This window comes from Bacillus sp. DHT2 (assembly GCF_026241455.1).
GTDB classification, from domain to species: Bacteria; Bacillota; Bacilli; order Bacillales; family Bacillaceae_G; genus Bacillus_A; species Bacillus_A pseudomycoides.
Window position 1 is genome coordinate 19187 of record NZ_JAPHWH010000001.1, and the last position, 15184, is coordinate 34370.

Annotated in this window: 7 protein-coding genes and 2 pseudogenes; 6 read left to right on the forward strand and 3 right to left on the reverse strand. The window is 30.9% G+C overall.

The genetic code is table 11. The features are described 5' to 3' along the window. Nucleotides 1-93: 93 nt before the first annotated feature. A complete protein-coding gene (locus ORL93_RS00100; RefSeq protein ID WP_255261229.1) occupies nucleotides 94-849 on the reverse strand; it encodes a cell division protein FtsQ/DivIB in 756 nt (251 codons plus the stop codon). Between the two features lie 709 nt (nucleotides 850-1558). Next, nucleotides 1559-2455 carry a VanZ family protein gene (locus tag ORL93_RS00105; RefSeq protein ID WP_265958723.1) on the reverse strand — a complete coding sequence of 299 codons (897 nt, stop codon included), beginning with the start codon at nucleotides 2453-2455 and terminating at the stop codon, nucleotides 1559-1561. A gap of 977 nt (nucleotides 2456-3432) precedes the next feature. Here ORL93_RS00105 and ORL93_RS00110 point away from each other — a divergent pair. Beyond that, nucleotides 3433-5544: a peptidoglycan D,D-transpeptidase FtsI family protein gene (locus ORL93_RS00110; RefSeq protein ID WP_018781537.1), complete on the forward strand. Its 2112-nt coding sequence runs from the start codon at nucleotides 3433-3435 to the stop codon at nucleotides 5542-5544. Nucleotides 5545-5621: 77 nt separating this feature from the next. Beyond that, nucleotides 5622-6152: a signal peptidase I gene (gene lepB / locus ORL93_RS00115; protein ID WP_265958390.1), complete on the forward strand. Its 531-nt coding sequence runs from the start codon at nucleotides 5622-5624 to the stop codon at nucleotides 6150-6152. Nucleotides 6153-7897: 1745 nt separating this feature from the next. Here lepB and ORL93_RS00120 read toward each other — a convergent pair. Beyond that, nucleotides 7898-8596, reverse strand: a complete 699-nt coding sequence (locus tag ORL93_RS00120) for a hypothetical protein (RefSeq protein ID WP_018781541.1) — start codon at nucleotides 8594-8596, stop codon at nucleotides 7898-7900. A 962-nt stretch (nucleotides 8597-9558) separates the two neighbouring features. Here ORL93_RS00120 and ORL93_RS00125 point away from each other — a divergent pair. From ORL93_RS00125 to ORL93_RS00140, 4 genes and pseudogenes are all read left to right on the forward strand, one after another. Continuing rightward, nucleotides 9559-10490: pseudogene (locus ORL93_RS00125) on the forward strand (bestrophin family protein). 922 nt (nucleotides 10491-11412) lie between these two features. Next, on the forward strand, nucleotides 11413-12390 hold the full coding sequence (locus ORL93_RS00130; protein ID WP_097795868.1) for an agmatine deiminase family protein: 978 nt from the start codon (nucleotides 11413-11415) through the stop codon (nucleotides 12388-12390). A gap of 126 nt (nucleotides 12391-12516) precedes the next feature. After that, nucleotides 12517-13334 (forward strand): annotated as a pseudogene (locus ORL93_RS00135) (MerR family transcriptional regulator). A gap of 84 nt (nucleotides 13335-13418) precedes the next feature. Beyond that, nucleotides 13419-15173 (forward strand): amidohydrolase, encoded by a 1755-nt coding sequence (locus ORL93_RS00140; RefSeq protein ID WP_265958392.1) that lies wholly within the window; start codon nucleotides 13419-13421, stop codon nucleotides 15171-15173. Nucleotides 15174-15184 lie beyond the last annotated feature (11 nt).

Consider the following 15184-nt stretch of genomic DNA (forward strand, 5'->3'; position numbering starts at 1 on the left):
CCAAAAAGTTAGACACAATTTAACAATTGGGGGCAGTTCATTACTACAAGTTCTTTTTTATTTTTCCTATAATAGCAAATGTAATTTCAAGGCTTATAATTTGTTATTTGCAAATATAGAATCTTCTAAGTGAATTACAGGGTATTGTTTAGAATCTAAGTTTTTAGTTATGACTGGATATAGTTCCATTTTTTCAGACAAATCAGTGATTGAAGCGCTCACTGTAAACCCGTTTTTCGCATATAGATATATATGGAATTTATCATTCTTAGTTGGCAAAAAATTAATCTCAGATATTATACTTTGTATTTCGCTCGGTAATTTATTTAACTCCGAAATAAGTTTTCTAAGTTGTTTTTCATCATTTCTAGTAAATTGTTTTATTACAGGTACACTTTTGGAGATTTTATCATTTGTAAATTTATCCAACATTGTACCATTTTCAAGTAGAAGATAATACTTATTATCTTTAATCATATATGCAACAGTGCTATTTTCTTTAACATTAATAGTGACTCGACTTGGAAAGTTCTTTGAAATTTCGACTTCTTTAATCAGATTATTTTTCTGTATTCTTTTTTTTATATCTTCTTCATGTAAATTCCAATAATTATCTTTGTCGCTTAAATTGGATAGACTTATAATTTCTGCTTTTGAAATTATTTCATTTCCAGTTACATATATTGTTGAAATTTTTCCAAAGCGATTTAAAAATAATAACAAAATAAAAGTTATTAATACACATATACTTAATGCTTTTTTCCTTCTAGCTGCTTTTAAATTTCTACTTTGTATTAGTTGTTGATGACGAACCTGTTGGTTAAATGGATATACATTATTTTGATTCATAATACCTTCCTCTAGTAGCCTATTATATTCCATTTAAAAAAATGCTCTAATATTTGTTGTTTAGTATGTTAATGACCATCATGTACATATTTCTACTTTTTTACCCTGCAGGGTGTATCCCCTAGCCCTGAAACGGACATAAATTCCTAAAACATTATATACATAATAGAATAATTTCTCAATATAGTTATAATATACAAGTGATATTCTTCACAATTAAATAAACAGATACAGCATTTTAGATTTCTAATTAAAAAATTAGTAACATTTAGTGATATAGTAAATCATCTCTAAGTGTTCTTAAAAAAATATCACCATTTTGTAAAATAATCAAGGTATCGAAAGAAATTTCATTCTCCCGATATCTAATATAGGGAATAAGGGAAGTAATGCTAAGAAAGATGAATGATTATTTTCGTCGCGGGACTGAGAAGATGCCACCTCTAAGCGAAGGGTAGGTGGCGAGTAGTTCATAAATGCTTTGTGAAAAATTACATAAACAAAGGGAGAAGAGTGATAAACATTCTTCTCCCTTTGTCTGTAATTAGGGTTAGCATTATACTAATAAATATACGCTGTTGTGAACTGCTAGATGAACAATCCACTTCTAAGATTTTAACAGAAATAAATAATAATATGATATGCAATATTGCATATTAAGATATAGGTGTTCGGTATATACCCTAAATTGGAAGACTTGTATTCTTTATTATTTCCATTCTGTAAGTGTAACATCCCATAGTAATACATCGGTATCAATGAACTTGATACAAAGTTCATTTGCTTTATCCAACTCTATTTCAAAGGAACTTTTTGATGTAGATATGTTTTTTTCAGAGAATTGAACTGTTTGTACATCTTTTCCATCCACAGAAATAATTATCTTTCCAGAACGTTTACTAGCACCATCTGGGATACCAAGATAGCCCGAAATTTTTACATATTTACCCTTTAACAAGTATTTAAATTGCTGAAAATCTGTTCCATTACTACTATACATATTTAATTTAGATTCAATTTTTTTATGAGCAATTTCAAAACTATGGAAATTTTTATCTTTCGGTGCATATCCATTAGTTTCTGTCAGTTGATTTAGTCCTATAATAGTTCCGTTTTTGAGAGAGTGTGGCTGCTTTTCTAATGATTTGTTAAATTCACCTACAACAACAATCAATCCTAAAGTAAGGATTGATGCTGTTACACAAGTAATAATAAGTTTTTTTAAAAAAGTATTTGAACGAAATCCTATTTTATATGCAACAAATCCTATTATAGCACCCATTGCATTCACAATTACATCATCAATGTCAAAACCTCCAAGAAAAGTTAGCATTTGTAAAACTTCTAGTATAAGAATTGAAATACAAAATGAGGTAATGAATCGAATGAAGCTACAGCGGTATAACAAAGGAATTAGTACTCCAAAAGGTATGAATGCAGTTAAATTCCCAAAATTAAAAACCCATAGGTTAAAGTCTTCTTCACCTGTCATATTTGGTAATCCTAAAGGAATACTAGTCGGAATTAACTGGTATTGGTATTCATAATTAATATATTTTAATCCCAACCTATCAAAACCAAGAAACATAAAGTAAAGTATTAAAATTGAATAAAAACCTAATATTGTGAGGACAATCTTACGATGTTTATCTTTGATAATAAAACCTCCTATTACTCAAGAATATTCTTATTGTTTTTATTAAATATGTATTTTTAAAATATAGCAATAAAAACATATTAATATAAGTAATAATGATGTATCAACAAAAAAATAATTTGTCAAAAAGTTAAATTGATAAAGGTGGTGAATAAGTATATCGGAATCAATTTTTTGTGATTTATTTATTTTAAATGTCGTTTAAACGTAATTTATATTTTTGAATAAAACTTATACACTACACAACTCTAAAAAGGTATTTTATACAGTTCATTCATAAAACGATTATTAACAATTCGATAAAATTTGTGAGGATTCAAAAAACATTTTTCAAACAATAACAAAATTGTGGAACACGCTTGTTGAGGAGATTGAATATGAAATGTGTATAATCCGTAGGACAGGGTGCTTACAATTTAGATTTTGGATAAATTTATTGTGGAATAAATTTCATAAAACTCATATATAAATATAATTGATTATAGTCGTTAAAGATATCTCTAAAGACTCTAAATGGAGAAAGTGTTCTTTAATTTTGTTTGACAGGAAAATTTTCATTTGTATAATTAAGAAATGAGTTTATCTAGGTATTGCTATTTTATTTTTCATTTGAAAATGGATTTATCGCTCTCACATTAGTAGTTATGCTAGTAACAGACGGATTGGAAACGTTTAATATAATGTCGTTTTTATTTGATTTACAATAATGTTTATTATTTCTGAAAAGTACGAATACTCCCGTTTGATAACATATTAATAAGTTTACTTGGGTATTTGAAGTTGTATTATCGTTAATCGTAAAATGCAATATACTAAACTAGTTAATGATTTTTTATTAGAAATCTATCAGCTGTAATAAACTTATTATTTTTAATTACATTTAGAACTGTATTATTTTAATATATTGTACTTAAGAGGAGAATGAAATGAAACAAAAACAGAAAAAAAATACTAAAAAAAGTACGATTCCCTTAAGGTTGAATATATTGTTTTTCTGTGTATTTTTACTATTTTCAGCTGTTATTATTCAGCTAGGAAAAGTACAAATCATTGATGGAGAGAGTTATAAGAATATAGCGGAGAAACAAGGAAATTCCACAATCAGCATTCCCGTTCCACGTGGGCAAATTTTTGATCGAGAAGGAGAAAAAGTTGTTAACAACAATGCTATTCGTACTATTACATATACAAGGATGAAGGGTGTAGATTCAGAAGGCATTCTAAAAACAGCTAGAGATTTGGCAAACGTACTTGAAATGCCAGAAGAAGACATAAATAAGTTAACCGAAACAGATAAAAAGGATTTTTGGGTAAAGTTAAATAAGGAAAAGGCTCAAAAAAAGATTACAAAACAAGATGAGGCAAAATTCCGAGCCAAAAATATTGAAGGGAAAGAGCTTGATAAAAAAATAGAGGAATTAAGACGAGAACGTATCACAGATAAAGAACTAGGCGAATTAACACCAAAAGATTTAAAAGTATTAGCTATTAAAAGTAAAATGAGTTCGGGCTACTCAATGACACCTCAAATTATAAAGAAAAATGTGCCTGAGAAAGAATACACCATTATAAGTGAAAATTTAGCTAAATACCCAGGGGTAGATACAACAGTTGAATGGGAACGTAATTATGTAAATGGTGATTTATTTCGTTCGGTATTGGGTAATATAACAAATTCTGAAGAAGGACTGCCTAAAGAACACTTAGACTCTTATATGGTACGTGGTTATAGCCGTAATGATCGCGTAGGAAAAAGTTATATTGAACAACGATATGAAGATGTATTACATGGAACAAAAGCAGAAATTAAAAATATTACTGATAAAGAAGGAAACATTATTCGAACGGAAACCGTTTCTAAAGGGAAAAGCGGAAACAATGTAACGTTAACAATAGACATGAAATTACAGAAACAGGTAGAAGAGATTATTGAAAAGCATTTAAAAGCTTTTAAAGGTTCAGAACGTTTATTAGACCGAGCATTTGTTGTTATGATGAATCCAAAAACGGGGCAACTTTTATCTATGGCAGGGAAAAAGTTAGTCAAAAAAGATGGAAATATAGAAGTAGAAGATTATGCTTTAGGCACAATGACAAGCTCCTACGAGCTTGGATCTACTGTAAAGGGAGCAACACTTTTAACAGGATATGAGACAGGTGCCATAACACCAGGAACATATTTTTATGATGCACCAATGAAATTTAAGGGAACAGCAAAAGCTAAGAAATCTTGGAAAGACTTTGGAACTATTGATGATATAAGGGCATTACAAGTTTCATCTAACGTGTATATGTTTAATACAGCTTTAAAAATTGCAGGTATAAATTATGTACCGAACAGTTCTTTAGATATTAAAGCGGCTACATTTGATAAGATGAGATATTATTTTGGGCAATTTGGATTAGGAGTTTCGACTGGAATTGATTTACCAAATGAAACGTTGGGACAACAAAAAAAACAAAATTATCAACCAGGTTTTTTACTAGATTTAGCTATTGGTCAGTTTGATACATATACGCCTTTGCAACTTGCACAGTATGTTTCTACCATTGCAAATGGGGGGTATCGAATGAAGCCGCAGATTGTACAAGAAATTCGGGAGCAAACAACGCAAGAAGAAGATATTGGTAAAGTTGTACAAACTATGCAACCCATTGTGCTGAACCGCGTAGATATGAAAAAGGAATATATCGACCGAGTACAAGAAGGCTTTAGGCAAGTGTTCCAAGAGGGTGATGGAACTGGTGTGAGGTATTTTCAAAAAGCTCCTTATAAACCAGCTGGTAAAACAGGAACAGCGCAAACAGTTTATGGAGGCGAGGACCCTGTTGGTAGAGATTCAGAAGGGAATCGTATTCATTGTTACAATTTAACTTTAGCAGGATATGCCCCATATGATAATCCAGAGGTTGCATTTTCCGTTGTTGTACCATGGGTAAATGATGATAAAGGTGGAATTAATTCAATGATTGGTAAAGATATCTTAGATGCATATTTCGCTTTAAAAAAGAATCAAGGAAGTAACGTTTCTCCATAAACAAACAAGTTGAATGCTTCTAGTAAATATATATAAACGAAACGCCCCTACATTAAAATTTTGTAGAGGCGTTTTTCATGAAAATAATCAATAAGGAATGGAAAAACATGAAGCAAAAGAACCCAAAATATTGGCGTAATATAACATTGTTTTTATTGATTACAGTGATGCTTATGATAATAAGTTTAAACTTTTTATTATGTAAAATAGAAGGGAAATCTATGTATCCTACTTTACAAAATGAAGAGTATATACTAGTTAATAGAGCAGGTGCAGCAATTTTTCCATTACAGCATGGAGAAATTGTTATTATAAAAAAACCCAATGATCCTAAGTATTATGTGAAAAGGATAATTGGATTGCCAAAAGACAAAGTTAAAATAGAAAATGATATTCTGTATATTAATGGAAAGGAAAAAAAAGAAAACTATATTTATAAAGATTTAAGTAATAAATCCAAATATCTTGCTAACTTTGAAGAAAGAGAAGTACCTTCAAATAAATTATTTGTAATGGGGGATAACCGTTACCATAGTAAAGATAGTCGAAATGGTCTGGGATATATTGATAGATCTAGTATTGTAGGAACAATAATATATCAATTTTAATTATTTGAATTTTGATATTTTGTATCTAAATTCAAATGGTAGTATTGCTTCATAAAGTAACTAAATAATGGATTTATGATTTGAAATGATGGAAAACAAGGGAAAACGTGAAACATAGAAAAGAAATAGTACATTACAATGACAAGATGTTAGAAACCATGAGGAATAGATAAAAATAATTATAGTGAATGTATCTCACATAGTACTTGATGAATAGCAAAAAGCCCTAGCTAGGTGCAAAGCTAGGGCCCACAGTTTAATTAGATTGCCGACTACTGACTATCTACCTATCAAGTATAACATATAGTTTCTAAAAGTTTAATAAATGAATTTTGTAAATTAGTGAACAAAGAGGAATGTATAAGGGGCACGGCAACGATTCCTTCTTTTTGGGGCTACTCAAAATAGCCACGATCTTTTCATAAACAGAGTGTGGCTATTTTTTAAGTGCTTAATTTTTAAAGGTCTTTTTATTAAACTGTCCATTTTATAGGGTACAGTTCAGAGGGAAATAAGCATTTTTGCTATTTAGACTCACACAAATGATCTGTACATCAATTTAGCCTTGATAAACAGATCATTTGTAAGATGATAATTCATTGTAAAGAAGTAAGGATTACATGAACGCTTTTAAAAGAGTTGTTACTAACGGAATTACTCCACCTAAAAATGATAAAATTGCAATTGCGATTGCCATAATAATTCCTCCTTTATAAATTTCTGAATATTAAGAAATTTGTAAGTTTATTATATTATAAGTTTAAGAATATAACAATATATTTTTAAATTTATAAGGGGGGATTTTTAGAATGTTCCTGTATTTTAATGCTGATGTAATTTTGAAATATACTCTGACTAAAATAGACAGAAGAAATAGAACTACAAGACAAAGTATAATAAAAAGAACCAGCCGAAATTAGAGGGATTTTCGGATATGGCGGGTTATTCTGTGAATCGTTTCCGTACCCCATGAATAGAATATTCATAATGTGACATAGCATCATTTTTGATAAAATGGAATTAAAAGGAAGTTAATACGTCTATGATAATAAAGGAGATGATTATACTGAATATCTTTTTCTATTTCTTACTCATTCTGTTATTTCTTCTTGTTGATTACTATTGTTTAGATATGGATAACAAAAGATGGGGATGGTTTGAAAAAGAAGTAAAAAGCAAAAAACAATCTTTTTTACTCTAGTTCTTCTCTTAACCTTCATAGGATACATACTTATTGATGCTGAATACTTTAAAATCTGATGCCTTTAGTTAGCTAAAGAAGCCAATTTTTCTTAAGAACTCAATAGTTAATATCACTCACTTCCAATAGAGATGATTATGTGAATGGAAAATCCCTTTTCAGGTTACAAATATCTTTTGCAGTCTAAAACATTTTTATGAAATATAATTTAGTTGGTTTAGAAAGAATAACATTTTTTATACTTGAGGATAGAAAAATTCTTAAGTTGATGAGTAGGACGTACCGCCCACATTTTAACGAAAATATACGCTAAGCAAAATTCGGCATGAAAAAGCGTTGATTTTACTAATCTAAGAAAATCCCCTAATCTCAAAAGCGTCAGTAAGTATTTGAGACAAATGCACTTCAACGTAAAAAACGTAAAATAAGTTAAAAATAGCTTAAACGGTTTCTCAAAACTTATCTTTAAATTAAAATCCCAATTGAAATCATGCTGTTGGTTTTTGAAAATCTCTTAGCGTATAAAAATATTAAAATGTGCGTGCTACACCTTTTTAAATTTCTGTTCAATCTTATCATGTACGGATTCGATTTTTTCAGGCAACACAAATAAATACTGGATAAGGACTTCTAATAATTCTGTTAATAAAGCTACTGTTTCATCATCAATTTCCTGTTTCAATTCAAGCATCTCATAAAGAGGGCTGTCTGGATGAACGAGGTGGCCAACATCTTGAATCGGTTTAGTTAAATCGATATATTTTGGCAATTGCTCAAATTGCTGGGAAAGAGGCTGCCCATTACTTTTCTCTCCAAGAAAATGTTTGAGGACACTTTCAAGAACTCGTTTTGACATTACTGCAGCAGCAGAATTATCTTTTGACTGACTGACATTTAAAGTAGAGCGATACGCCCTGACAAGGTCTATAGGGACATGTTTATTGCGTTCGAGCTGATCCGAAGGATCTTTTAAATCCGAAGGACTATAAATATAAACTTCTACTTCTTCATTTATTCGATCCATATAATCATTAAACATAATCACGAATTCTGATGGCTTTTTACATTCAAAACAAAGCCCTTCTGCGAATAATCCTCTTTTTGTAACTTGGTAAAAATTCGTTTTTAACGTAAATTCACTTGATTTACCGCATTTAGGACACTCGCTTTTGACATTTTTCGGCACCTTTAAATACCCATACTGGGTATGAGATGAAATGGCTCCTGGCAATATTTTTCTCATTTAAACCTCCTAAAAACTCACCCCTAATACGTAACTTATATAAATATTTCTGGTAACTATTCAGTCACCTCATGAAGATATAAAATATTTGGAAAAAATTCACCAAAATATGTTTGCCTGTTTTATCACAAGATGTAGTGTTATCGCACATGTTTGTGTTGTAGCAAAAAAATAGACCGAATTTTCGCCTATGAAACTCCTAAATTAAAGGTATTGCTGAGTAGTTATTATTTCCGTATAGTGTATAATTGATAATACAAATTTTTAAAGTTATAGAAAAAGTATAACTTTAAAAATTATAATTACAATATGTAATATATGGAAAAAGTTTTTTCTAGTAGAGTATCATCATAAATGCCCACATTTTAACACCAAGAAAGAGGAGGAAATATTATGGAAATCACAATGTCAGTTTTAAAATTTGTAGGTGGATTACTTCCATTCGTACAAGAGCTTTTAAAAGCATTTATGTAAGTTCATTATTTAGCAATTATTTATAAAAATTATCATACAAATGATCTGTATATCAAAGATGAATTGATGTGCAGATCATTTGTGTGAGCAAAGTTCCTTTAGACATTATGAATGGACTTATTTAACTTGCTTTATGCTTAGCGTACAGACAGCTACTGTACGTTAAGAGATACTTGTTCAGAAAATCATATGTTTATGAACAAAGGATAAATCGATATTGGATTCACTATTCTATTATTTAATTTTATAATCTGTTAATTTTTAATACAGAGAACATACAGACTGTAAAACAATCAAGTAAAATTAAGAATTTGTAATTAGATGATGGTAAAGCTCAGGTATGTTTTTCATACAAAAGGATTTTTTTATCCCTCTAAGTAAAATAAAGTTAGGTATTGTATTTTTTAATAATATCCAGCTGGTTTTATGTTGAATTTGATTACCGTAAAAATATAAATAAGTTAATAAAGAAAGAGGTTTATGTAAATATGGTTCATTACAACAATCAAGATAGCTTACATCGAGTATTTACATTAAAAGGAACGATTATAAGGGGTATTTTCCCTCGAATTTTATTATATATATGTATCTCAACAGGTATGGTTATAATTAATCACTATTATGTAGAAATAAATATAAATCAAACTCCATGGGTTATTGTTGGTGGAGCTTTAGGTTTACTATTAGTATTTCGGACCAATACTGCCTATGATAGGTATTGGGAAGGAAGAAAGTTATTTGGCGCTATTGGTGGCTCTACTAGGAATTTGGCGGTGAGTTTTTTAAGTCATTGGGATTTTAAAGGGGAAAATACGGATCAGGAGAAGCTGAAGTTTTTACATCTATTAATTGCTTTTCCCAAATTGGCTAAACAACATTTGAGAGATGAAAAAGATTTATCTGAAGTAAAAGATTTGTTTAAATTATGTTCTGATAAGGAAAAAAACTATTGATTGAGTCAAACTATTTACCGATTACTATTGTGTTTATGTTAAAAACTATCCTATCAAAAGGATTAAGATCTGGTCACCTTCACCCCAATATAATAATTAATATGGAAGCTGATTTGAATAATCTGCTTACTGCTATTGGTGGATGTGACCGTATCAAAGCAACCCCTATTCCTTTTGCATATTTCGCCCATATAAAAAGTTTACTGATTATATTTTGTGGGACTTTACCAATTGGTCTTGTTGATAGTCTCGGATGGTTTACAGTGCTTGCAACTACGTTTATTAGTTTTGCATTTATAGGGATTGAAGCGATAGGAGTTGAAATCGAAGATCCATTCGGTCATGATCCAAATGACCTTCCACTAGAAGGGATTTGTATAGGAGTGGAAACTCATTTATTACACTTATACAATCAAAATAATCTATTAGAGTCGTCAGCTTTAAATTCTCATAAAAAAATCATCTAATTGCATATTTCATGAGACTTTTTAAATTATTTATTCATATTATTAACAAAAAGAGTTCTATTCATTTAGAACTCTTTTTATATTCCCTTCATAAATGAATTCAAAAGTAGAAATACATTTAATAAAACACACATGGACTTTTCTTTATATCATAGCTTCAGTTTAATGATAGATAATTACCATGTAATTAGCAGTACTAAAAAAATACATATGATATTTTTATCTCCAGAGTTATATGATAGTGAACTGTTTTACGTTAATACCACGAAATTTCCTCAATTTCGTTTTTCATACTTCTTCATTATGTTATGTATTTTTGTAAATTTAATTTTGGTATTTATCATTTTTCTCTAAGGTGTTTTGAGGGAAAATAATTCTTCCTTTTTGATATAACTTAATATTAATTACTTGAGATTTATCTAAAGGTCACTATTACGCAATTTACTAATAACAAATAACCAATTACATTCCAAAACACTATTATGAGAGTGTAACTTTTTTATTATGTAATTCATTTTAAAAGTTGAATTTATATGGATGATGGCCTGGTTTTCAAATCTTGTCAAGAGCGAATTTTCCGCTTAACCACGGCTTTATATTTTTTATATAAATATATAATATTTCTCCGTGCTATAATCCACTCATGAAATGTGCACGTTTCTAAAATATAGAATCATAAGAGAATTGAATTGAGGAATAGTTGTATGTATCCAGCTATTTGCGGGCAGTAAGAACCCCATCTCAAAATTCGGCAAAAGCAAAGAAATTAGGTGGGGGTCGGGCTGCTCGTAAAAGTCAGATTGGTGAGAGCTAATAATCATTGAGGGATGAAGCCCCCCACTGATTAAAGTTTCACTTTATCTTGATAATGACTTGTTTCAATCAGTTACTCAATAACCCTTAAAATAGTGAGGTAAACAATATGAATCAAATACACAATGGAATTATTTTTACTGCAATACCAAATAAATCGAATCAATATTATCGACCATTTTATGAAGATCTTATTTATTTTAATGAGAACCTAAATGAAAATAAAGCATTTACTGATCAACTTATATCTTTAACTGTGGAAGAACAAGACTTTGATACAAACTTTTTTGAGTATGACGACATTTGGTTAAGAGACGTTGCACCAGTTGTAACAAATCACCTCGTTAAATTTAAATACCAACCAAATTACTTACCTGAAAGTCAAAGTCGATATTTAAATCAACAATTCAATAAATGGCTGAAGAAAAATGACTTTGAATATATTACTTCCCCATTGATATTAGATGGCGGTAATCTCATTTGGAATAAAAAAGATACAATTATATTAACGGATCGTATACTTGATGATAATTATGATTGGACAGAAAAAGAAATTATAGAGCAACTGGAATGGGATTTAGATGTCAGTCGAGTTATTATCATTCCTTCTGAACCAGGAGATGTGTTTGCACATGCAGACGGTATGATTAAGTTTATTGATGAACATACAATGTTTATCAGTGACTTTCTAGGAGATTATGAATTTAGGCATAGCATTCAAGAGATTATTCGAGAGCAAATGCCTGAAGCGGAGTTTGTAGTTGTTCCTTCTTCATATACAGAAGAAGGGCAATATGATCAAGAGATAGCATCAGCCAAAGGTTTATATATAAACATGTTAGAAACAAGAGATGCTCTCTATGTTCCTAGGTTTGGATTATCTAAAGATCAGGAAGTCTTACAATACATCCAAAAACATACTGATAAACATGCGATTCCAGTTCATGTAGGAGATATATCGACAATGGGAGGCGCAATTAATTGCTTAACGTGGTATTGTCCTATTCATTTGTTACCTCAAAAATTTAAAAGAATGAAAAGTCGGGAGGATGAATTCTCCATTTCGGATTTTTTTAATTGGAAATGATGTCTGTTTGCAAACTCCCTGTAAAAAATATAATACCTTTCACGTTCATGCTTATTATGAGGGTGAAAGGTTATTATATGAGATCATAAAAGGCGTAGTAAATAAAGTTACTCAAGGAGTATTTAAATGTATAAAATTACTGAATTTTCTCGAATTTGCAAAATGAGTACTCGGATGTTGAGACATTACGACAAAGAGGAAATACTGAAACCAGCATATGTTAATCCCATAAATGGATATAGATATTATGAACAGGGTCAATTGGAAGTGGCATTACAAATCAAAAAACTAAGAGAGTACAGATTTCCTCTCTCGAAAATCAAAATAATTCTTCAGTCATCAGACCAAAATTCACTTATCAAACATATGCAATCGCAAATTATAGAGTTATCTCATGAAGTGAGACAACATTTACAGGTTATTTCCGAAATGAGTGAAATGATAAATAGGAACATAGATCTCATTTCAATCCAACATAGACACTACGATATATTAATTGGAATGAGAAGTGAAATAACTGTCATAACGCAAAGATTACAAATCGATATTAATGATATGGATGAACATTTTGATTCCCTATATGAAAAAGTACAAGTGAATAAATTTCAAATAGTAGGTTCTCCATCCGCGATCTTCTATGATGAAGAGTATATTCCGAACCACAGTGATATCGAATTAAGAATTCCAATTATTTATGAGAACAATGGAACTTCATCACGGGAGTGGGAGATAAAAAAATAGGGCAGCATCAAATTGTTACTACCTTGCATCATGGGAGTTATGACGATATAGATTACGGTGATATGGCACTAGAAGAATGGATTGAAAATAATGGATATCTGATAGTTGCTCCACCATGTGAAGTCTATTTAAAGGGTCCTGAATGCGATTGCCCAGTAGAGGATTATGTGACGCAAATTTGTTTTTCAGTTATTAAAAAGTAACAACAATAATGATTTGACCTTGACACTATGTTAACGTTTATTCTATTTTCAAAAGCAATTTATCTTAATAAAAGGAGTAGAAAAATGAAGGGAATTCCAAAGAAAGCACTAATGGTCATTTGTCTGCTTTTTAATATGGTATTGATTTCAGCATGCGCTCCTGAAGTGGGAGAAGTCAAGCAAAATAGCACTGTTCTGCCTAACCATTTGCCAGACAATGTAGTATTTAAAAATGGGGAAATCTATACTTCTAATGAAAAACAAGATATGGCAGAAGCAGTAGCAATTAAAGATGGTAAAATTATATTTGTTGGTTCCGACAAGGATGTAGAAGAATTTATAAATAAAGATACGAAAGTCATAAATCTACAAGGGCGTTCCGTCCTTCCCGGTTTTGTGGACAATCATAATCATATATTTGAAGCAAAATCATCCGCGGCAGGAAATTGTAGTGTGTCACCAGATGCTTCATTACAAGACCAACGTTCGTATTTAAAGGATTGTCAAAAAGATTTAAAAGAAGGGGAATGGATAAGCGGATTGGGATTTAGTTTGGAAAGTTTGTTAAAAGACATGAGCGAAGAATCGGAAGAGCAGACTCCATTGCAGCTCCTTGATGAGCTGTTCCCCAATAATCCTGTAGTAATTATGGAAAGAACCTCTCATTCTGTATGGGTTAACTCCAAAGCAATGGAGTTGGCTGGAATGAATAAAGAGACGAAAGATCCACAGGGGGGAAGAATTATTCGGGACCCGGGAACAGGAGAGCCTTTTGGTATTCTTTATGACTCAGCTGGTGATATTGTGATGGAGAAAGCATGGAGTTCACAACCAAATCTGTTTGAAAAAAATTACGAAGGTTTATTGGATGGCTTAGATGAGGTTGCGAAGAATGGTATTACTACAGTTGGTGATGGACGTCTATATTGGAAACGAGGTTGGTTAGATGTCTGGAATAAAGTTAATGATGAGAAAAAGTTAACATCACGAGTAGTACTTCGTCCGTGGGTGTATCCAAATTTAAATGAAGCAGAACAAATTGAGTATTTCAAAAAAATTAGGCGAGACGATTCATCGTCTCGAATGCTTATTAATCAAGTGAAAATGTATAGTGATGGAATTAGTATTAACAGCACAGCTAAAACACTAGAAAAATATAAATTTGAGTGGTTTAAAGGAACTCCATATGGTTTGAACTATATTCCAGAGCAGAAAATGAAATGGTGGTTGACCGAACTCGATAAAATTGGTTATGGTGCATTGATTCATACAATTGGAGACGGTGGAGCAAGAGAGAGTTTAAATGCAATTGAAGCAGCGAAAAAAGAAGGAGCAAAACAACCTTATACGCTCACGCACGTGGAAATGGTAGAAGATAGTGATATTAACCGTTTTGCTGATTTAGGTATTAGTGCGGATTTTCAAGTAGGGCATGATTTTGCGGAAGATCCTAAGCAAAGCTGGGCAAGTATGTATTTTTCAGATCAACAGATGAAACGAATTATGCCGCTAGGACGAATTTGGAAAACAGGAGCAAATGTATCGCTTAGTAGTGATTGGGACGTAAATGAACTGAATCCACTTGTCACTATTTCGAATTCACTAAGCATGGGTGAAAAAGGTTTACCTGATGTATACGCAGCTATTGATGCTTATACAATTAAGCCTGCCAAATCATTAGGACTTGATAATATAACTGGTTCTATTGAAGTAGGTAAATCTGCTGATATGGTAGTACTTGATGAAAATATAACTGAAATGAGTAAGGATAAGATTCCAGATGCTCAAGTTTTAATGACAATTTTACAAGGAGAAGTAGTTTATGAAAAGGAGAAATAGATGAAAGGAAA

Bases quoted from the DNA above. Each gene is read 5' to 3' on its own strand.
- ORL93_RS00100 (WP_255261229.1), bottom strand. From the start codon at position 849: ATGAATCAAAATAATGTATATCCATTTAACCAACAGGTTCGTCATCAA.
- ORL93_RS00110 (WP_018781537.1), top strand. From the start codon at position 3,433: ATGAAACAAAAACAGAAAAAAAATACTAAAAAAAGTACGATTCCCTTA.
- lepB (WP_265958390.1), top strand. From the start codon at position 5,622: ATGAAAATAATCAATAAGGAATGGAAAAACATGAAGCAAAAGAACCCA.
- ORL93_RS00120 (WP_018781541.1), bottom strand. From the start codon at position 8,596: ATGAGAAAAATATTGCCAGGAGCCATTTCATCTCATACCCAGTATGGG.
- ORL93_RS00130 (WP_097795868.1), top strand. From the start codon at position 11,413: ATGAATCAAATACACAATGGAATTATTTTTACTGCAATACCAAATAAA.
- ORL93_RS00140 (WP_265958392.1), top strand. From the start codon at position 13,419: ATGAAGGGAATTCCAAAGAAAGCACTAATGGTCATTTGTCTGCTTTTT.